The 20,316-nt window shown below is 40.4% G+C and carries 13 protein-coding genes; 3 read left to right on the forward strand and 10 right to left on the reverse strand.

What is annotated here, in order from left to right; translation table 11 throughout:
* Positions 1-75: 75 nt before the first annotated feature.
* The 10 genes from lpdA to bshC all read right to left on the reverse strand — a co-directional run bounded on the left by lpdA (position 76) and on the right by bshC (position 15,899).
* Positions 76-1,473: a dihydrolipoyl dehydrogenase gene (gene lpdA, locus IE080_RS04130; RefSeq protein WP_189579189.1), complete on the reverse strand. Its 1,398-nt coding sequence runs from the start codon at positions 1,471-1,473 to the stop codon at positions 76-78.
* Positions 1,474-1,524: 51 nt separating this feature from the next.
* The gene (locus IE080_RS04135) at positions 1,525-1,734 is read right to left on the reverse strand and encodes a four helix bundle protein (protein ID WP_189579366.1); all 210 of its coding nucleotides are present in this window, start codon (positions 1,732-1,734) and stop codon (positions 1,525-1,527) included.
* Positions 1,735-1,916: 182 nt separating this feature from the next.
* Positions 1,917-3,452 (reverse strand): 2-oxoglutarate dehydrogenase complex dihydrolipoyllysine-residue succinyltransferase, encoded by a 1,536-nt coding sequence (gene odhB, locus IE080_RS04140; protein ID WP_189579190.1) that lies wholly within the window; start codon positions 3,450-3,452, stop codon positions 1,917-1,919.
* A 104-nt stretch (positions 3,453-3,556) separates the two neighbouring features.
* Complete coding sequence (locus IE080_RS04145; protein WP_189579191.1) at positions 3,557-6,361, reverse strand: 2-oxoglutarate dehydrogenase E1 component; 2,805 nt, start codon at positions 6,359-6,361, stop codon at positions 3,557-3,559.
* Between the two features lie 303 nt (positions 6,362-6,664).
* A complete protein-coding gene (locus IE080_RS04150; protein WP_189579192.1) occupies positions 6,665-7,630 on the reverse strand; it encodes a hypothetical protein in 966 nt (321 codons plus the stop codon).
* Positions 7,631-7,651: 21 nt separating this feature from the next.
* A complete protein-coding gene (locus IE080_RS04155; RefSeq protein ID WP_189579193.1) occupies positions 7,652-9,298 on the reverse strand; it encodes a SusD/RagB family nutrient-binding outer membrane lipoprotein in 1,647 nt (548 codons plus the stop codon).
* Between the two features lie 20 nt (positions 9,299-9,318).
* Complete coding sequence (locus IE080_RS04160) at positions 9,319-12,528, reverse strand: SusC/RagA family TonB-linked outer membrane protein (protein WP_189579194.1); 3,210 nt, start codon at positions 12,526-12,528, stop codon at positions 9,319-9,321.
* Positions 12,529-13,234: 706 nt separating this feature from the next.
* The gene (locus IE080_RS04165; protein WP_189579195.1) at positions 13,235-13,708 is read right to left on the reverse strand and encodes a hypothetical protein; all 474 of its coding nucleotides are present in this window, start codon (positions 13,706-13,708) and stop codon (positions 13,235-13,237) included.
* A gap of 51 nt (positions 13,709-13,759) precedes the next feature.
* Positions 13,760-14,338, reverse strand: a complete 579-nt coding sequence (locus IE080_RS04170; protein ID WP_189579196.1) for a 5-formyltetrahydrofolate cyclo-ligase — start codon at positions 14,336-14,338, stop codon at positions 13,760-13,762.
* Positions 14,322-15,899: a bacillithiol biosynthesis cysteine-adding enzyme BshC gene (bshC, locus tag IE080_RS04175; protein WP_189579197.1), complete on the reverse strand. Its 1,578-nt coding sequence runs from the start codon at positions 15,897-15,899 to the stop codon at positions 14,322-14,324. Before bshC ends, IE080_RS04170 begins: the two co-directional genes overlap by 17 nt.
* A 186-nt stretch (positions 15,900-16,085) precedes the next feature.
* On the opposite strand from bshC, the gene IE080_RS04180 reads away from it, so the two are divergent.
* The 3 genes from IE080_RS04180 (at position 16,086) to IE080_RS04190 (ending at position 20,301) form a co-directional block, all read left to right on the forward strand.
* On the forward strand, positions 16,086-18,272 hold the full coding sequence (locus IE080_RS04180) for a heavy metal translocating P-type ATPase (protein ID WP_308428143.1): 2,187 nt from the start codon (positions 16,086-16,088) through the stop codon (positions 18,270-18,272).
* A 459-nt stretch (positions 18,273-18,731) separates the two neighbouring features.
* Complete coding sequence (locus tag IE080_RS04185; protein WP_189579199.1) at positions 18,732-18,932, forward strand: heavy-metal-associated domain-containing protein; 201 nt, start codon at positions 18,732-18,734, stop codon at positions 18,930-18,932.
* Positions 18,933-19,062: 130 nt separating this feature from the next.
* Positions 19,063-20,301: a M16 family metallopeptidase gene (locus IE080_RS04190; protein WP_189579200.1), complete on the forward strand. Its 1,239-nt coding sequence runs from the start codon at positions 19,063-19,065 to the stop codon at positions 20,299-20,301.
* Positions 20,302-20,316 lie beyond the last annotated feature (15 nt).

The following is a 20,316-nucleotide window of genomic DNA, read 5'->3' on the forward strand; positions in this document are numbered from 1 at the left end:
ATTTTTACTCGAAACAAAAAAACCTGCCAAAGTAACAATTGGCAGGTTTTAACTTAGTGCAACTATGTAAGAACATTATATATGCAAAGCACGATTATCCGTCGCAGCTAAACACGCTTCCTTGAACGCCTCTGTATAGGTCGGATGCGCATGAGACATTCTGGCAATATCCTCAGCTGATGCCCTAAACTCCATCGCAACAACTGCCTCGGCAATCATATCTGCTGTTCGTGGTCCAATCATGTGCACGCCTAAGATTTCGTCCGTAGTAGCATCTGCCAATACCTTCACCAAACCATCCGTATCCATAGAAGCTCTTGCTCTTCCGGAAGCCATAAACGGGAACTTACCAGCTTTGTATTTGATACCTTTCTCTTTCAATTGCTCCTCTGTATAACCAACAGAAGCAACCTCAGGCCAGGTATAGACTACACCCGGAATCAATAAATAATTGATATGTGGTTTTTGTCCTGCAATCTGCTCTGCAACAAAAACACCTTCTTCCTCGGCTTTGTGCGCAAGCATAGCGCCTTTCACCACATCACCAATAGCATAAATATTAGGAACATTTGTTCTTAAGTGATCATCCACTTCTACCTGTCCCCTATCGGTCAACTTCACACCCGCTGCTTCAGCGTTCAACCCATCCGTATACGGTCTTCTACCAATAGAAACCAATACATAATCCCCTTTGATTTCAACAATCTCACCTTTGGAGTTTTCTGCCTTCACAGTAACCTCTTCTCCAGTATTTTCTACAGCAGTTACTTTGTGCTTCAGGTAGAAATCAAAGCCCAGTTTCTTCAATGATTTTTGCAATTCTTTACCCATGGTTCTATCCATGGAAGGAATTAGTGCGTCCATGTATTCCACTACAGATACCTTTGCTCCCATTCTACCATACACAGAACCCAATTCCATACCGATTACCCCGCCACCGATGACAATCAGGTGTTTTGGGATTTCCTTCATTTTCAAAGCTTCGGTTGAAGTGATGATACGCTTTTTATCTAAGTTGATAAATGGCAGGGAAGATGGTTTGGAGCCCGTAGCGATGATGATATTTTTCCCTTGAATCTCCGTGCTGCTTCCATCCTCTTTGGTCACTTTTACAGTGTTTTTATCTACAAAAGAACCCAAACCATGGTGCACATCGATTTTGTTTTTCTTCATCAAAAATTGGATGCCGTCCACATTCTGCTTCACCACATCGTCCTTACGGGCTATCATTTGCTCTAGATTGACCTCCAAGTTACTCAAATTGATACCGTGGGTTTTAAAGGTATGTGCAGCATTATGGTAATGCTCGGATGAATCCAATAAAGCTTTTGAAGGAATACAGCCTACATTCAGGCAAGTACCTCCTAAGGTATTATATTTTTCAATAATGGCTGTTTTCATGCCCAATTGTGCACCTCTGATCGCTGCAACATATCCCCCCGGGCCTGAACCAATAACTATTAAATCGTACATAATTTTGGGTTTGTACCAAGTACAAGGTACCAAGTACCAAGTATTGGCAGATTAATGTAAATTCAAACTTTTTTTCAGCTTGGCGATCATATTTTGTACATGCTCAAGCTCTTTTTCCAGTCGTTGATAATCCTCTTTTTGAACAAAACTCAATCTAGTTGAAATAACAAGTTGAGTGTCTAGCTCAAAAGAGGAACCTAGTGCGATGCCAAGAAAATTATTAAAGTCCTTTGGGGAGTTTCTTCCCGCACCCTCCGCAATCTAACTTAAATGCTTATTTAAACATTTAAATTCTTACCTCAATTTTTTTTTTCCACTTCCACTGCACCAGTCTTGGTACTTTGTACTTAGTACTTGGTACAACCCCGGTCCTGCTTCTTATTTCTAGAATCTCGCTTCTCGCCTCTCGTTTCTCACCTCTCGCTTCTCGTCTCTCGCTTCTCTCAGACTCCAAACAGCAACCTCGTCGGGTCTTCAAGCAATTGCTTGACGCGGACAAGGAAGCTTACGGACTCTCGGCCATCAATGATGCGGTGATCGTAGGAAAGGGCTACATACATCATCGGTCTGATGACGATTTGTCCATTTTCCACCACCGGTCTTTCCACAATATTGTGCATACCCAAGATGGCAGACTGAGGAGCATTGATGATTGGCGTGGACATCATGGATCCGAAAATACCACCATTGGTGATGGTAAAGGTACCTCCTGTCATCTCTTCGATGGACAATTTATTGTCTCTTGCTTTGGTCGCAAGACGTACCACTTCCTTCTCAATTTGCTCGAAGCTCATTTGTTCAGCATTCCTGATCACAGGTACCACCAAGCCTTTTGGCGCAGATACTGCAATGGAAACATCGCAGAAGTCATTGTAAACAATTTCGTTTCCATCAATCATGGCATTTACTGCTGGCCATTCTTGAAGAGCAACGCAAACCGCCTTGGTGAAGAAGGACATGAAACCAAGGTTTACCCCATGCTTCTCTTTAAACTGATCTTTGTATTTCTTACGGATTTCCATGATTGGCGCCATATTGACTTCATTGAAAGTCGTCAGCATAGCTGTTTCATTTTTCACAGCTACCAATCTTCTGGAAACAGTTTTTCTCAAAGAAGTCATTTTTTCTCTACGAGAATTTCTAGCACCAGTCACTGCTGGAGCCTGAGCTTCTTGTGCAGCAGCTTTGGCAGGAGCAGCTGTGGCCGCTGGAGCCGGAGCTGTCTTTGGTTTAGCTTCTGCCGCTAGTGCATCTTCTTTCGTGATTCTTCCATCTTTACCCGTACCGGCTATATCCGCAGGATTCAATCCTTTTTCTGCAATAATTTTAGCTGCTGCTGGAGAGGCATGACCAGTGGCATACGTTTCTTGTGCTGATGCTGAAGAAGCTGCTGGAGCAGGACTAGCCGCAGGAGCATCTGCAGCAGGGGCACCGCCCTCTACTACTTCAATCTTACAGATCAGTCCACCAATTTCCAAGGTATCACCTTCCTGTGCTACATGGCGTAAAATACCTGTAGCCTCAGCAGGAAGTTCAAAAGTTGCTTTATCAGAATCTACCTCAGCGATGATTTCATCCAAGGTCACGTAGTCTCCATCCGCTTTCAACCAAGAAGCTAGCGTCACTTCCGTGATTGACTCACCTACAGTAGGCACGATCATTTCTTTTACTTCTCCTGTTTTGCCGCCTCCCGAGGAAGCAGTGGCAGGAGCTTGTGGAGCTGGAGTAGACGCAGCGGAAGCACCACCTTCTTCAATCACACAGATAGTAGCACCGATTTCCAAGCTATCACCTTCCTGTGCTTTGATACGAAGGATACCCGCAGATTCCGCAGTCAATTCAAAAGTTGCTTTATCAGATTCTAATTCGCAGATAACCTCGTCCATGGCAACTTGGTCGCCATCTTTTTTAAACCATTGTCCAATGGTTACTTCGGTAATGGATTCCCCAACCGCAGGGACTTTCATTTCTAGGCTCATTGTTTTTTCTTTTTGACCCCTAAGCTCTCAAATGCTCAAGGTTAATTTAACAAATATAACTTAAATTAAACCTGCATCCCGCCAATGCAGGGATGCGGGGAAGATTATGAAATTTTTAATGCTTTATTGATAATCGCAGTCTGTTCTTCTACGTGGACTTTATTATATCCTGTAGCAGGAGATGCTGAGGACTTTCTAGCAATTACGTCCATAGACAAGTCTTTGTATAACATGCGTAAGATGTAATTCCAGTAACCCATATTTTCTGGCTCCTCTTGAACCCAGACTAACTCAGCGCCTTTGTAGGCTTTTAGGATTTCCATCAATTGGGTCTTTGGAAGCGGATGCAATTGCTCCAAACGGATAATTGCTACATCCTTGATTTTCTCTTTTTCACGAACTTCTTCCAAATCATAGTATATCTTACCAGAACACAAGACCACTCGCTTGGCATCCTTAGCGCTTACTTTAGTATCAGGTAAAATCTCTCTAAATCCTCCGGAAGTAAATTCTTCCAATGGAGACATTACTTTCGGATGTCTCAACAATGACTTCGGAGACATCACCACGCATGGCTTTCTGAATTCCCACGTCAACTGTCTTCTCAACATGTGGAAGAAGTTGGATGGTTCGGTAATGTTAGCTACTACCATATTGTATTCAGCAGCCAACTGAAGGAATCGCTCAGGTCTTGCATTGGAGTGCTCCGGTCCCTGACCTTCGTATCCATGAGGCAACAACATGACGATACCATTCATTTTCTGCCATTTGGACTCACCGGATGATATAAATTGGTCAATCATCGTTTGTGCACCATTGGCAAAATCACCAAACTGAGCTTCCCATATGGACAAGGAATTAGGATTAGCCATGGCATATCCGTATTCAAAGCCTAGAACAGCATACTCAGAAAGCAAGGAATTGTAAATATGGAATTGACCTTTACTATCCTTCAGTTCACGTAGGAAATTGTACGGCTTATTAGTGGTAGAATCGTGTACCACTGCATGTCTGTGGGAGAATGTACCTCTTTGCACATCTTGGCCCGTGATACGCACAGTCTTTCCTTCCAACAACAAGGAACCGTAAGCTAGCAATTCAGCAGCAGCCCAGTTTAGAGACTTGGAATTGAAGAACATGTCTTTCCGTTGCTTCAACTGCGCATCGATTTGTTTGATAGCTTTGAAACCTTTTGGAATCGTAGTAAGGGATTCAGCCACTTTTACGATAGCCTCTTCCGAAATATATGTTTCTGGAGATTTTTCAAAATCCTCCGGCTTAGATCTTCTTAAAGACTGCCACTCTTGTTCAAACTTTGTTTGCTGATATGGAAGAGGCTTTTCTTTCACCATATTCAGTCTATCCTGCAAGAGCTGTCTAAACTCTGCATCCATATCCTGAGCGATTTTAGCATCAAAGTCTCCTCTTTCAGTGAGACGCTTGATATAAATTTCTCTAGGATTAGGGTGCTTGGAGATGATATTATATAATTCCGGCTGCGTGAATTTTGGTTCATCAGACTCATTGTGACCATGGCGTCGGTAACAAACCATATCTACAAAAATGTCTCTACCAAATTTCTGACGGAATTCAGCTGCCAATCGTGCTGCGAAAACTACTGCTTCAGCGTTGTCACCATTGACGTGGATCACCGGCGCATCAATCATTTTGGCTACATCTGTACAATAGATAGATGTACGGGCATCATCGAAGTCTGTAGTAAACCCAACTTGGTTATTGATTACAAAGTGGATAGTACCACCTGTATTATAACCTTTCAGACCCGCCATTTGAGTCACTTCGTACACAATGCCTTGACCAGCTACAGCCGCATCACCATGGATTAAGATAGGAAGTGCTTTACGAGCATCTCCTTTGTGTTGTGAGTCAATTTTCGCACGAATAAAGCCTTCTACCACAGGATTTACCGCTTCCAAGTGGGAAGGGTTAGGTGCTAATTTCAAGTTTACTTTCTTTTCACCTGTAGTGACAATATCAGAAGAATAACCCATGTGATACTTCACATCACCATCACCCATGGTTAAATCAGGCTTAGCAGTACCTTCAAATTCAGAGAAAATCTGCTCGTAAGTCTTACCCATGATATTGGCAAGCACATTCAGACGACCTCTGTGGGCCATCCCGATCATCACCTCTTCTACACCATGATCTGCACCAGTATTGATGACAGCATCCAGAAAAGGAATGGTACTTTCCCCACCTTCCAGAGAAAAACGCTTCTGACCAAGATATTTGGTATGCAAAAAGTTTTCAAAAACTACTGCCTGATTCAGCTTGAATAAGATTCTTTTTTTCTCATCTACAGAAGGGTTGAAAGAAAGTGCTTCCTTTTCTATTTTGGTTTTCAACCAATCCAACATTTCCGGGTCACGGATATATAAGTATTCAAAACCAATTGATCCTTCATAAATGGTCTTAAGCGCTTCCACAATTTTGGATAGCTTAGCTGTACCAATTCCAATTTCATTGCCAGCTTGGAATTCTGTATTCAGGTCTTGTTGACCCAATCCAAAGTCCTCCAAATCCAACAAAGCCTTGCGGTCACGTCTTTCTCTTACGGGGTTGGTTTTGGAACGTAAATGCGCTCTTGATCTATAGGCATGTATCAATGCTCTAACCTTAATTTCTTTCGGTAATTGCTCCATATCCATGATGGTGCCTTTAGTTGCTAAGGCGCCATTGGCAGCAGGTGCTGCGGATGTGGTAGCAGAAGAAATTTTTACTGCACCTCCATCTTCGTCTTCTCCAAACTTGCTGATGGCAAAATCAAAACCATCAAAAAATGTTTTCCAGCTTGGGTCTATCGCTTCAGGGTTGTTCTTGTAATCTGCATACAGCTCATCAATGTAGGCCACATGCGCATTGGAAATGTAGGAGAATTTGTCCATGATGTGTATTTACTTGCTTCACAAAGGTATACAAGTAAAAATGATATTAAAAACCGTATATTCGTATATCCAAATATATATTTTTTTCAAGGTAAAATCAATTGAAAATTTCAGAAAAGTCAGAAATACTTAATAGAGATTTGTGGATAGAAGAAAAACCAAATAAAAAAGTGAATCAGTGTGTATAAGCCTGGATAGAATATAAGAAAAGCAAGGACTATCTATATTTTTTTAGCGTATATATAAAAAAACAGCGTCTACAAGACGCTGCTTTTATTATGAAGAAAGTTTACTAGTTTACAATTATCTCAATCCAGCTGGCCAAGGTCTGCCTTCATTAGCGAACAGAGTCACCGTACCAGATTCATTATAGGTATTTCTCCAGATAAAGGTTAATTCTTGTGCGGTAGCACTAACAAATTCCATAGAATAAGAATCTCCATACTTATCTGTACCAGACATGGACAATAATCCACAAGCGTCTGTTATACGTACGTTTCCGTTACCCCAAGTATCACTAATACATGACCAATAGCCAAATGTACCGTCAGAAACTACATACTGAGTAGTATTTGCTACTGGCGTTAAGGTAATCATCATCTCAACTGGACCAGAACAAGAACCTATCGGACCTGTTGCTCCCACATTGACAGAGCGGTAAGTTCCACCTAAATCAGAAGGACAAACTACCCCTACATTGTATAAGAAAGGAGAAGCGTAAAACAAACCGCCTTTGACATCAGCAGATGCATTCACATCATTGAAAACACGACCTTTGGTATCTCTAACGGTAAGTCTAAACTCAAATATATCTCCACCTTCTACCTGAGCAGCAGTAATACCTAATCTAGACATTGCTTCATTAGCAGTTACATTGATTGTTGCTCTAGGAAATCTGCTATCTGGAACTGCTGTGAAATCCGAACGGGACAAGGTAGTAACCAAAACATCATTTACTGCACCACCTGCACCCGCAGCTGGCACAAATTGAAGTCCTACACCAGGAATCAAACGTCTCTTTCTAACTCTAACTTCAACCGCATCAACAGTAGCTCCCAACTCTTCGTCTACCGCCTCAATAGTGATATTAAAACGTGAATTAGCAAGATCAAAGAAGTTAAAACTGGTACTGGTTCTAGCAGTAGTTCTCAGGTATAGACCAGTGTCAAAATCCGTGTAAGGAATTCTAGGGTCTACGAAGTCAGTACAGGCAGTGAATAACATCAGCATGCCTACCAACATTCCAAAACTATATTTTATTAATTTCATAATTTTCGCTATTTGTTTGATTTAGTTAACCCATCCGTTACCTGCTGGATTTGTATCCCAGAATACACGCTGACCTAAATCAGGTTTTTGAGTAGCAAACCTGTTTGTCACAACAAAGTCGTTAGGATAAAGGAAAGAGCGAGGGAATAACCCTGGATCAACAGTCAAGGCAGGCTGCATTCCATCAGGCTGACCAGTTCTTCTATAAAGATTGTAAGACTCTACCCCGTTACCAAACAAAGACAACCAGTATTCTCTGGCAATCAAGTTCATTTTTCTGCCAGTAGGTGCGCCATCCCATTCATTGGACACATAGTTTACGTAGTTATCAACTAAGGTATTCCATTGTGCATTTGGGAAGAAACTTGTAACAACACCAGCTTCAGCTGTGGATAGTGCATAAGACCTCACATAATCCATGTGCTTTCTTATACCACTCAATGTAAGTGCTTTAGCATCTCCAGTAGTACCTAAAGTTTCCGCAGCTTCCGCTAACATGAAATCAACATAAGCCGCTAACATAATTGGCTGTACACCAGCACCTCCAGCACCCATAGTCGGGGAGTTAATTGGTAGAGCAGAATCCTCATCAAAACGACCACCTGCTGGATATAAACCAAATACAGTTCTAGCAAAACCATCCGGTGGAATACCCTCATTATTCAAGTGATCTCTACCCCAATAACCTCTACCATCAATCATATTTGGCAAGCAGAACGGGAACCCACCAGCTAAATAATGTCCAGGAGCGATTTCTCCGATACATCTCAATTCATCTGGATCAGTTGGATTAACTTTTCTTTGTCTGTACATGTAGTAACGTACTCGCGGATCATCAAAACCTTTAGCTTCTGTCAAATGGAACATATACCAAGTACCTTGATATGCTCCACCGCCTTGACCATACTGTGAATATCTAGGTGATCTAGAATCAGGGTTAGTAAGGTTAGTACCATATTTGAAAACAAAGTCATCACCAGGAGCAATCAAATTACCACCAGAAATTAAAGCGTTGATTGCAGTTCTTGAACCAGCTTCATCCACCAACCTTCTATTCAAATGATATCTCAACTCTAGAGTGTTAATAGCCTTTTGCCATCTAGCAACATTATTATTGTAGAAGAAATCCTGAGGTAGATTAGCAGTAGAAATAGCAAATAATGCCTTAGCAGCCTGAAGCTCAGCAAATGCAGCCTGATATACATTTGCAGCAGGATCCACTTTAGGGTTAAAATTGTTTGGATCCAAAGCTTCAGACAATGGTACATCACCCAAATAATCTACCAAATTCATCAAAACCATCGCCTTAATAACTTTTGCTATTGCGACATGTCTAGGAGTTGGGTTAACTTCATTCAATTCTTCAATGAATTTGATGTCATTCAAAATTGATGCATAAGAAGTGTTCCATGTACCGTTGAATGTTTGTGCAAAATAAGCATTCGCATAATTCACATTTGGTTGAGAAACCACCCTAGTAACCTGCATTCCGAAAGTACTAAGTGTATTAAACATCCCTGCATAACTTAATTGCACGTTGTTTAAGATTAATGTAGGGTTAGCCGTATTTGCAGTAACTACGTTCGGGCTATCTAACAAATCTAAATCACATGATGTAGCAAATATTAAACTGAATGCTACAATCAAACTATATAATTTTCTTTTCATTGTCGTAAGTCTTTAGTGGTTTAGAATGTAAGCGTTAATGTACCACCGAATCTTCTCGAGCTAGGACCAGTTACGAAATCGAAACCAAGACCATTACCAACACCCAAGCCCAATACGTCCACGTCATAGTTCATATTTGGAGGGAAGTTAAGCGCTCTAAACCATAGGTTTGTACCAGTCACAGCAAGCGAAGCTCTCTTGAATGGAGTTCTAGAAACCAACGAACGAGGAAGGTCATAACCAAAAGATAGCTCTCTCAAACGAGCAGATGAACCATCAAAAACATTCGCTTCATCCGCACCTACGTGATAACCATCAAAGAAGTAGTTAGAAGCTGTAATTTGAATATCATTAGGCGTACCATCTCTTTTCACACCTGGTAGGATCAAAGAAAATTCTCTATCTACCACAGGATCTTTGGTTACACCACGAGCCAAAGTAGCAGTGACAGTATTGGAAAAGATGATACCACCTCTTCTATACTCTAACATAAAGTTAAAGAAGAACCCTTTGTAACGGAATGTGTTAATCCAAGAACCCGTCCAAGCTGGGTTTGGATCACCCAAGATACCGATTTCTGGAGCTGTCAAATAAGTCCCTACATCATCAACAATTGGTTGACCAGTGTTCTCATCTCTAGCAAACACAGTACCTTTAATAATGTTGAATGGCTGACCAGGAATAGCAAAGTTTCCAAGATCAGTAAAACCAGCCACTACGATTTCATCCAATCCATCACCCAACTCCATCGTAACTGTTCTGTAAAGTGTCCAGTTAACGATCGTTTCCCAGCTAAAGCCAGAAGCAGTAGCTACAGGAGTTGCAGTACCTTGGAATTCAATACCTCTATTTCTTATTCTACCAATGTTGATAGCTGTTCTAGTAAATCCAGTAGCTGGATCAATCGGAGATTCAGTAATCAAATCTCTTGTGTTTTTCTCATACAAAGAGATATCAAAAGTCACTTTGTTATTAAACATAGCAGCTTCTATACCAAACTCCACCTCTTGGTGCAACTCAGGTCTCAAATTAGGGTTACCTAAGAATGAGTTTACAGATTGTGTTTGGAAAATCGCTCCATCTCTTTCAAAAGAACGAGAACCCTGATTCAAAATATTACGAGTTCTGTATGGACGAGGAAAACCCGCAGATGTCCCATAGCCCAATCTCAATTTCAAGTTATTTAAGGTTGATGAATTCCAATTGAATGCATCTGTAGGAATAAAAGAAACCGAAGCTCCCGGATATAAGATTCTTCTGTTTTCAGGCTCTACAGTAGAAGTCCAATCATTTCTCGCAGAAACATTGAAAAACAAGTAATTGTCATAATCAAATGTCGCATTGGCATAAATACCCATCCTTCTTTCCTCAACCAAGAAATCCATAGCACCTGCACCAAGTGGATCGATGTTAGCACTTTCCAAGAAGTTAGTATGTCTAAATAAGTCAAATGCCAACTGCCCAGTAGATGAAATACCGTATTGTTGATATCTATCATAACGAGAGTTACCACCTAGCAAGGCACTCATACTGATTTTGTCAGAAATAGTTTTTCTGTAATTTAAAATGAAATCCTGATTCCACAAGCTATTGGTAATGTTGATAGTTCTGTAATAACCTTGTCTTGCGATCAATGTTACGCCGGGACCTCCACCCTTATTATACATCGCCTCTTGCAATTCAGTGTAGGTATCAAGACCAACTCTATAAGTCAATGAGAAGTTATCATTGATATCATAATTCAAAGATGTAGAATTAAAGAAACGATCAACGGTAGAACTATTTACAAAGTTTTTAGTTACCCATTTTGGATTTGGAATACCATTGTCCGCTCTAAAATAAACTGTTGATCTATCTACAGGATGCTCAAATGGAAGGTTAGCCAAGTCAATAGATCTTGGCGTATACAATACGTGTGCATAGGCAGATGGAACACCTCCAGAAGGCCCTGAACCAAATGCTGCATTAACAGGAGGAGAAACCACGCCAGTTCTAGCAAATGTGAATGAAGAGTTGATAGTCAACTTATCTGTTACGGATGATTTGATACCTAAACCAAAATTATATTTTTCTAATTTGTTACCTGGAAGGAAACCTTCATCACTTGTATATCCGAAAGACGCAGAGTAACCAGTCTTTTCAGAAGCTCCCTGAATTTGAACAGAGGTATTAGAAACTAAACCTGTTCTGAAGAACGCAGTACTTGGATCTTCATATGCTTTGTAATCATAACGAATTGGTGTACCGTCTGCATTAAAGAACTCAGGGAATCCATTTCTGATAAATGCTAAGTTAGATGCTGCAACTGGGTGATTAATCTGCAAACCCAAATCCATTCTAGGACCAAAGTTAGAGAAGAATAGACCAGGCTGCTGCTGGAAACCATTACCATAGATTTGCCCATAATCAGGCAAAGAAGCTGCGGTATTTGTAAATACAGACTGGTTTACAGTAACCTCAGCTGCTTTTCTTTTGCTAGCGCCTGACTTGGTCGTAATCAAAATTACACCATTTCTACCCTGATCACCATATAATACAGTAGCAGAAAGACCCTTCAACACTGACACATTTTCAATATTATTAGGATCAATATCTAGGAAACGAGATGAGGTAGTAGCACCACCTGTAGTAAATCCTGTCTGCGCATTAGTATTGGTGTTGAAAGGAACACCATCTACAACGAATAATGGCTGATTGGAACCTGTTGCAGAAGAATACCCTCTAATAACAATATTAGTACCAGCACCAGAGTTTCCATTGGTTGCAGTAATGTTTACACCAGCAACTTTCCCTTGTAAGACCCTAGAAACATCTGCCTCAGGCCTATTTTGGATAAGTTCATCGCCCACGGTAGAAACCGCATAACCTAATGCACGCTTTTCTTTCTCGATACCGATTGCCGTAACTACCACCTCGGATAGTTGGGATGCATCAGAAGTTAAAGTAACATTAACAACGGATCTGTTTCCAATTGCTTCTTCTACAGCTTTCAAGCCGACAAAAGAAAAAATCAGGACATTTGATCCGGCAGGTACGTTAATGGAGTAATTACCATCCAAATCGGTGGTAGTCCCCACTGTAGTACCCTTCACGAGGACGGTAGCGCCTGGAAGGCCTTCACCATCTTCATCGGAAATTACCTTTCCGGTAATTACCCGCTGTTGCGCTGACACCTCGTAACTGAGTGTCAGGGTGAAAAGCGCAACAACAAAGAGTAAAGCTTTTCTCATAAGGTATTTAGTTTAGTTGATTCGTCAAAGAAAATTTATTTCTAGCAAAAATCAAAACTGCCAAATTTTTCATATGAAAAAGATTAAAACCAAGCTATAAAAAATATTTTCTTATTTCAATACACAACACATCGGAATATTTATGTTTTTTTACCTTAAAGTTCTTTTTTAACATATTTTAAGGGAGTTTTGGTAAAAATTCTGTTTAAACGGTTTTTAAAATTAAAAATTTGGAAAAACCCACTCCATTGCGTCTAGTTTCCTGAAACATTCCAGAATATGAGTATTAAGCAAATTTTATTCTGTTTTGAATGATTTAAAAAAAATTAAAAAATTTTCAACTCCAAACACCCTCATTAGCAACAAGCTAATAAATTCACTTCTGATTTGAATTATTCACTTTTATAAGCATATTTTTTTTGTATTTATTAATAAAACACTGATTATGTTGCATAAATTTTAATTGACAAGTAAAAACCACGTAAAAAACTTTCATTTACAGGATTATCAAGCCAAAAATCAAGAAACATAATTGAAATCTGAATTTATTGGGGGGAGAGGGTATTTTGTAGCAGCAAAAGGTTAAAAAAAACGTTTAATTAACAGTTTCAGGCTTTTTACTTACAAAATCCTCGTAAAAATTGAACTTGACAAGAAACCAAATAATCTATTGAAACAAAAAAAAGAGCTGATTAACAGCTCTTTATTAAAACACATAGCGAATTGATAGCGCCACTTCGTCTCCCCAAGTTCGTTGTCCACTGAAATTAATGGTAGGTTTCCAGTCTAAGGAAAGCCCAATTGGCACATCTTGAAAGTTATAATCCAAGCCTATAATTCCTGATAATCCAACCACTGTAACACTTTCATTATTGTTTCCCCAAGGGCGATTACTACCAGCATTCCAAGAGCCTATATGTGCACCACCCCCAAAAAACCACATCAATCCTTTGACATCGCGAATATCCTTATGCACTTCATACAAACCAGTGATGACAAATCCACCCCATCGTGTATGCAGGATTCCCTCTAAAGCAGCGTCATTAGAAATAAAATGCTTTACAGTCAACCCATTGGACACACCCGCTCGTAAACCAATCCCTGTAGTGTATTGAGCATAGGACTCATGGGACAAGCTCAACATCACTGAAAACAGTACTAGTAATAACAGTTTTTTCATAAAGTTTAATTTTTTGCAAAAATAAGCATAAATAATCATGCCAAAATATACTTATGAGCCAAAAATGATAGCTCCCTCAGGGTAAATACATGCATCCAAGGCAATATCATGCTCCTCTACAGGTAGTTGGTCTACAGGTGGAAACAAAGAAATCCCAAGCTTAAAAATATCTTTAGATGAAATTTGGTCGAAAAATTTATCGTAATAGCCTTTTCCATATCCCAACCGATTACCTTTCCGATCAAAAGCAAGCAAAGGGACCAAGACCAATTCCAAAGCATCTGTTGCAACGACAGCTTTGTTTTTTGGAAAAGGGATTCCTTTTTCATCTTTTGCCACTTCCGAACCGGAAGGGAATAGCACCGTATCCATTTGATTGAGTGCATAATTCATTTTCGAAGTATAGACTACACAATCCAAGGACCAGAGATACTGAATAATGGGATTAATATCTAATTCTTGATTATCCAAAATCGGAATAAATACGTGTACATGCTTGGCTTTCGAACCCTTTTCGAAAAAACCTTTAAACGATGCAAAGACACTTTCGGAATATGCAATCAGTGTCTCTTCGGTAAGCTTTTTCCGTTGAAGTCTGAAATAGTTTCTAAAATCAGCCTTTGTCTCCATCCTGACTGAGAATGATAAAATTGAAATCTAATGGATCAAAAGCCCCAAACAACTCTTCTATAAATTCAGGATTACCTAAATAGAACTTCATAAAATTCTCCACCCGCTCCTGTGGAGAACCTCCTGGATATAGATAAGAGAATATTTCTTCACGAATCCGAATTTCCTGCGCGTGCTTTCGCTCTTCTGCTTTTCTTAGCTTTTTCGCTAGCTGGTCAAGAATTTTGTTCGCACGAACAGTAGCTGCTTCAAAGGATTTACCCAAGGTTTGGTCTAAAGTTAAAGCTTGTGGTTTAGCATTTTCAAAAACTGCTTTCAAAGCATCGCGCTCTTCTGACAAAAATAGATCCGTGCTCGCATGTGTTTCTATATAGCCTTTTTTCCAATCCAGAACGGATTGAAATAATTCTTTATGAGACAAACCCAATTTTTCAATTTTCCTCTGAATGGGTTTATCCAAAACTGTGGCAAAATTTCTTGGCATCACCGCAGGAAAAGCTTCTCCAAAATAATCAAATACCGGTTTTAACTGCAACCAATATACAATTTCTGCCGGCCCACCAATGTAGGCCAAATTTGGCAGGATCATTTCCTGGTACAAGGGTCTCAACACTACATTTGGACTGAATACTTCCGGGGTATCTTTTGCTAATTGCAAAATCTCTTCTTTTGAAAACTCCAGTTCAGTATTCAACACCTGATACCTATCCCCCACTTGCTCGATTCGTTCGCGGATACCTTTTACTGAATAGAATAAATTGATCTCTCGAGGAAATATTTGGGATTTGTAACCCAAATCTTCCAAAACTTGGGTTTGCTTCGTAGCTTTTGTAAAAGCAGTATGTTGTGTTAAATCATCCTGGATTACCTCTGTGAAGAATTCCCTCAATTCTCTGCTTTTTCCATCCACAATTAATAAGCCTTTCTCTCCAAACAGGTGATGGACATATTTTCTACCCGCTTCGGCTAGCGTCTTTGACCCTAAATAGGCATCCTTAAAAAATTCAGGCGCAAAATGGGCAACTGATTTATAAAACTCTCTAAACGTCTCGTCTAATTGAAAATCTCCAACCGACCCTGTTTGATTGGAATTCCACTGATACTTTTGCCCATCTAGCTTAAAATAGTTGATTTCATCAAAATCGTGGTCTTCACTCGCTAGCCAATAAACCGGGACAAAATGGTAATCAGGATACGCTTTTTTCAGTTGCTCAGCGAGATTAATGGTCGTTACAATCTTATAAATGAAATACAATGGCCCGGTAAACAAATTCAATTGATGCCCGGTGATTACCGTAAATGTTTTTGCAGACCTTAGGGACTCAATTTGATCTTTAGTACGTTCGCTGATAGTAAATCCCTCGTATTGTTGATGCAAAACATCTGTCAACACATCCCGCTTTTCCTGAGAAAAATTCTTTTGTTGGATCAGTTTTTCAAAGTTTTCAATGGCTGGAAAGAAACTATAGAAAGACTGTAATTCAGGCTTTTGCGCAAGGTAATCCAAAAAAAGTGATGAGAACTGACCTGTACAGGAAGGCTCAACGGTAGCTTTTTTCATGGGATTTGGTATTGGGTTATCTTTGTTGATGTGTGAATACTAACAAGTAAAACTTTTTAGAACTATACAAAGTTCGAAGTTTCAGCGAATTTACAAGAGTGGCAAAGCAGCTGTTTAATCTTTCCCAAAATTATATAAATCCTTTGAGGAGTAAGCTGCTTATTTTTGTCAGGTGAAATGATGAATATGAAGAAACAAGAAATACCTGTATTGGGCATGAGTTGTGCCGCATGTGCTTTGAGTGTTGAGAAAACACTTCAAAAACATGCAGGTGTAAAAAATGCCCAAGTAAATTATGCCAACCACGCCGCAGTAGTAGAATGGGAAGAGGACACCGTGAGTCTGGAAGAGTTGAGAGATTCCATTGACAGAGCAGGGTATGAATTGATGATCGATGCTATCCTGCGGGAAGATTTGGAAAAATTACATCAAGAAGCTTTCACACAACTGAAGCAAAACACTTGGAGAGCAGGCATACTGGCGTTTCCGGTTTTTATTATCGGGATGTTTGGCATGCACTGGCCTTATGCGGATTGGATAATGTGGACATTGACTACACCGATTTTATTGATTTTTGGCAGACAGTTTTTCACCCATGCCTATAAACTTGCCCGAGTAGGTCAGGTAAATATGGATACCTTGGTTTCGCTCAGTACTGGCGTAGCATATATATACAGTACGTTCAACACGTTTTACCCCGCATTCTTAACTGATAGAGGCTTGGAAGCCCATGTATATTTTGAAGCAGCAGCAGTCATCATCTTTTTTATCCTCTTGGGAAAAACAATGGAGGCTTCTGCCAAAGCAGGTACAGGAAAAGCTATCCAGCAATTGATGGATTTGCAACCCAAGTTGGTTACCTTGATAAGAGATGGAAAAGATGTAGAATTATCCATAGAGGATGTCAAAAAAGGGGATCTTATCCGCATCAAGCCAGGACAAACCATCCCCGTGGACGGAGTAGTAAGTGAAGGAAGTTCCTACATTGATCAAAGTATGCTTACGGGCGAACCTGTCCCAATTCTTCGACAAACTGGCGATCAGGTTTTTGCAGGGACCATCAATCAACAAGGAAGTTTTGTATTTGAATCTACAGCAGTAGGAAAATCCACCTTATTGGCCAAAATCATCCAAAGTGTCAAAAATGCCCAAGCCTCCAAAGCACCTGTCCAAAAATTGGTGGATAAAGTTGCCGGCATTTTTGTCCCGGTAGTGATGGGGATCGCTGTGTTAAGCTTATTGATATGGGGATTTTCGGGAGTGGAAGATTCCTGGTTGAGAGGGATGTTGGCTTTTATCACCGTATTGGTCATTGCCTGTCCTTGTGCCCTAGGTCTAGCTACTCCTACAGCTATCACTGCAGCTATGGGCAAAGCAGCCCAATTGGGAATCCTAATCAAAGATGCCGAAACCTTAGAAAAAGGCACTAAAATCGACACTTTAGTATTGGACAAAACCGGTACAATAACTGAAGGAAAACCCGTTGTGGCAGAAAGCTGGTGGGCAACACATGCTAGCGAGCAGGATAAGCAGGCAATTTATACCTTGGAAACTTACAGCGAACACCCGCTCGCCATGGCTTTAGTGGAGCACCTACAAGAGATGGGCACTACTTCCATGAATGCTTTTGATAGTATTACTGGAAAAGGATTAATCGGGAAAACAACCAATCATACATATAAAATTGGTAATAAAGCATGGGGTTCTGGCGAATCACTTGGTCCTGTTAGCGCTATTCAAGAGTTAGAGCAAAAGTACCCTACTGCCAGTTTGATTTATGCAAGTAAAGATGATCAGTTAATTGCTTGTTTTGCCATTCAGGACACCATCAAATCTACCAGCAAAACTGCTATTGCATCCATGCAAGCAGCTGGTTTGGAAATCCACATGCTCACCGGGGACCAAGCTAATACCGCTCAAGCAGTAGGCAAAGAAGTAGGTATCCAACACATCCAATCGGGAGTACTTCCTCATGAAAAAGGCGCCTACATCCAAGAATTGAAAAACAAGGGCAAAAAAGTAGCCATGGTCGGTGATGGCATCAATGATTCGGAAGCCTTGAGTTTGGCAGATGTTTCGATTGCCATGGGCAAAGGCTCCGACTTAGCCAAGGAAGTCGCTTCCATCACCTTGATTCACGGAGACCTTAGCAGCATCTCAACAGCCCTAAAACTAACCAAGAAAACGGTTCGCATCATCCGTCAAAACCTCTTCTGGGCATTTATCTACAACATCATTGGAATTCCAATCGCCGCAGGATTGTTATATCCATTCTTCGGCTTCCTCCTCAACCCGATGTTGGCTGGAGCCGCAATGGCATTAAGCTCAGTTTCGGTCGTGAGTAATAGCTTGAGAATTAGAGGGGTGGTGTAAAGGAGGAAGGAGGACAGAGCGTGAAGAAAAGCTAAATTGATAGCTTTTTAGCGAGGGGCCGGCTTGGAGGGTAGGAAGAAAAGGATGAAGGATGAAGAGAGAGGCGAGATACTAGAATCAAGAACCAAGAGCCAAGAATCAAGACTCATTCGCGCCGAATACACAGAAAACGCAGAAAAATATCTACAGAAATGCTTGTACTTAAGAAGGGAATCTGTAAAAGAACGAATTAAACCCATCAATTGGCTTAGGTTTTAACCCTCCAAAAGCGTAAAAAAGGATTGAATCCAAAAGAAACGTAATGTATAAAGTGTCAAATTTTCTCAGGAAAGGTGATTGCAAATGTGTAAAATCTATTCTATGAATATTCAAATCTTAGGGAGTCAATATCTGTGCTAATCCGCGAAATCTGTGGACCCAGAAACATTCGTGAAATTAGTGGACCTTAAAATAAAAACTATGATACAATTAAAGACAAATGTGAAATGTGGCGCTTGTGTAGCAGCCATCACACCTGAAATGGATAAACTATCCAACATCGAATGGTCTGTGGACCTTAAAAATCCTGATAGAATCCTTACCGTAACAGGAGAGACTTCTAAAACCGAAGTAATGGAAGCACTGAAGAAGGCAGGCTATCAGGGAGAGCCCATTTCTTAAACAAATCCCCTAAAAATTCTATTTATTTCTTAGCTTTGGCAGGCCTGTAAAAGTTTACCTTTTAGTAGCCTGCTTTTCTATTACTCCATTAACCCGCTTAATGGGACACATCTAATGACTCAATTTATCAATGATTGCATACGAACAGTTTTTCTTGGACAATGGATTACAGGTTTTTGTACACCAGGACCCGAGTACAAAGATTGCGGTTTTCAACATGCTCTATAAAGTAGGTTCGAGAAATGAAGTTTCTGGGAAAACAGGTTTGGCGCATTACTTTGAGCACCTGATGTTTGGTGGTTCACAACATGTCCCAAGCTTTGATACTGCATTGGAAAATGTCGGAGGCAGCTGCAATGCATTCACAAATACGGATATTACCAACTATTACATGAACCTGCCTGCTGTCAATCTGGAAACAGCTTTTTGGCTAGAGTCAGATCGGATGATGTATTTGAATCCACGGGAGAAAACCATCGAAACCCAGCGAAAAGTAGTAATCGAAGAGTTCAAGCAACGCTACCTCAATCAGCCTTATGGTGATGCGTTTCATCACATGCGTGCACTTGCCTATGAAACCCACCCCTATCAATGGCCTACCATCGGTAGAAATATTGAAGATATTATCAATTACCAAAAGGAAGATGTAGAGGAATTTTACTGGACACATTATCGCCCAGACAATGCTGTATTGGTGGTCGCCGGTGATGTAACAGTAGAGCAAGTGAAAAGATTGTCTGAAAAATGGTTTGGAGGAATACCTAAAGGAAGTATTCGACGTCTAGACATTCCTAGCGAAGCTCCACAAATAAGTAAAAAAACAAAAACCATCGAAGCAGATGTACCCACAGATGCTTTATATAAAGTGTATCACATGCCTGCCAAACTTCAGGATGGATACTTGGAGGCAGATTTGATTACAGACATCATTGGTTTTGGAAGATCTTCCTTACTGGAGCAAACTTTGGTCAAAAATTCAGATTTGTTTGCTTCTATCGGAGCTTATATTTTGGGAACGGTAGACCCTGGATTATTGGTTTTTTCGGGAAAACTGGAAAAAGGAAAAACAGCCGAAAGAGGAGAAAAAGCCTTGGATGAAGTTGTTAAGCAATTTTTGCAACAGCCCATCGAAGAAACTATCCTCCAAAAAGTGAAACACCAAGCCAAAGCCATGAAAACCTATGAATCTGTTCAGCTATTGAATAGAGCCATGAGTTTAGCTTACTTTGCACACTTGGGAGATGTCAATTTGTACCAAACAGAATACGAAAAGAAAACGGCCATCCCTCCCAAAGACATCCTGGACTGGGGACACAAATTATTAAGGGAGGACAATGCCTCCACGATTTACTACAAAGCAATTTCATAAAGCAGAAGATATCAT

Source organism: Mongoliitalea lutea (assembly GCF_014652135.1).
Lineage (GTDB): Bacteria > Bacteroidota > Bacteroidia > Cytophagales > Cyclobacteriaceae > Mongoliitalea > Mongoliitalea lutea.

What these genes read in the sequence shown, in the direction of transcription:
- IE080_RS04190 (WP_189579200.1), top strand. Translation starts at nt 19,063, where the DNA reads ATGATTGCATACGAACAGTTTTTCTTGGACAATGGATTACAGGTTTTT.
- IE080_RS04150 (WP_189579192.1), bottom strand. Translation starts at nt 7,630, where the DNA reads ATGAAATTAATAAAATATAGTTTTGGAATGTTGGTAGGCATGCTGATG.
- odhB (WP_189579190.1), bottom strand. Translation starts at nt 3,452, where the DNA reads ATGAGCCTAGAAATGAAAGTCCCTGCGGTTGGGGAATCCATTACCGAA.
- IE080_RS04155 (WP_189579193.1), bottom strand. Translation starts at nt 9,298, where the DNA reads ATGAAAAGAAAATTATATAGTTTGATTGTAGCATTCAGTTTAATATTT.
- IE080_RS04185 (WP_189579199.1), top strand. Translation starts at nt 18,732, where the DNA reads ATGATACAATTAAAGACAAATGTGAAATGTGGCGCTTGTGTAGCAGCC.
- IE080_RS04170 (WP_189579196.1), bottom strand. Translation starts at nt 14,338, where the DNA reads ATGGAGACAAAGGCTGATTTTAGAAACTATTTCAGACTTCAACGGAAA.
- lpdA (WP_189579189.1), bottom strand. Translation starts at nt 1,473, where the DNA reads ATGTACGATTTAATAGTTATTGGTTCAGGCCCGGGGGGATATGTTGCA.
- IE080_RS04160 (WP_189579194.1), bottom strand. Translation starts at nt 12,528, where the DNA reads ATGAGAAAAGCTTTACTCTTTGTTGTTGCGCTTTTCACCCTGACACTC.
- bshC (WP_189579197.1), bottom strand. Translation starts at nt 15,899, where the DNA reads ATGAAAAAAGCTACCGTTGAGCCTTCCTGTACAGGTCAGTTCTCATCA.
- IE080_RS04165 (WP_189579195.1), bottom strand. Translation starts at nt 13,708, where the DNA reads ATGAAAAAACTGTTATTACTAGTACTGTTTTCAGTGATGTTGAGCTTG.
- IE080_RS04180 (WP_308428143.1), top strand. Translation starts at nt 16,086, where the DNA reads ATGAAGAAACAAGAAATACCTGTATTGGGCATGAGTTGTGCCGCATGT.
- IE080_RS04145 (WP_189579191.1), bottom strand. Translation starts at nt 6,361, where the DNA reads ATGGACAAATTCTCCTACATTTCCAATGCGCATGTGGCCTACATTGAT.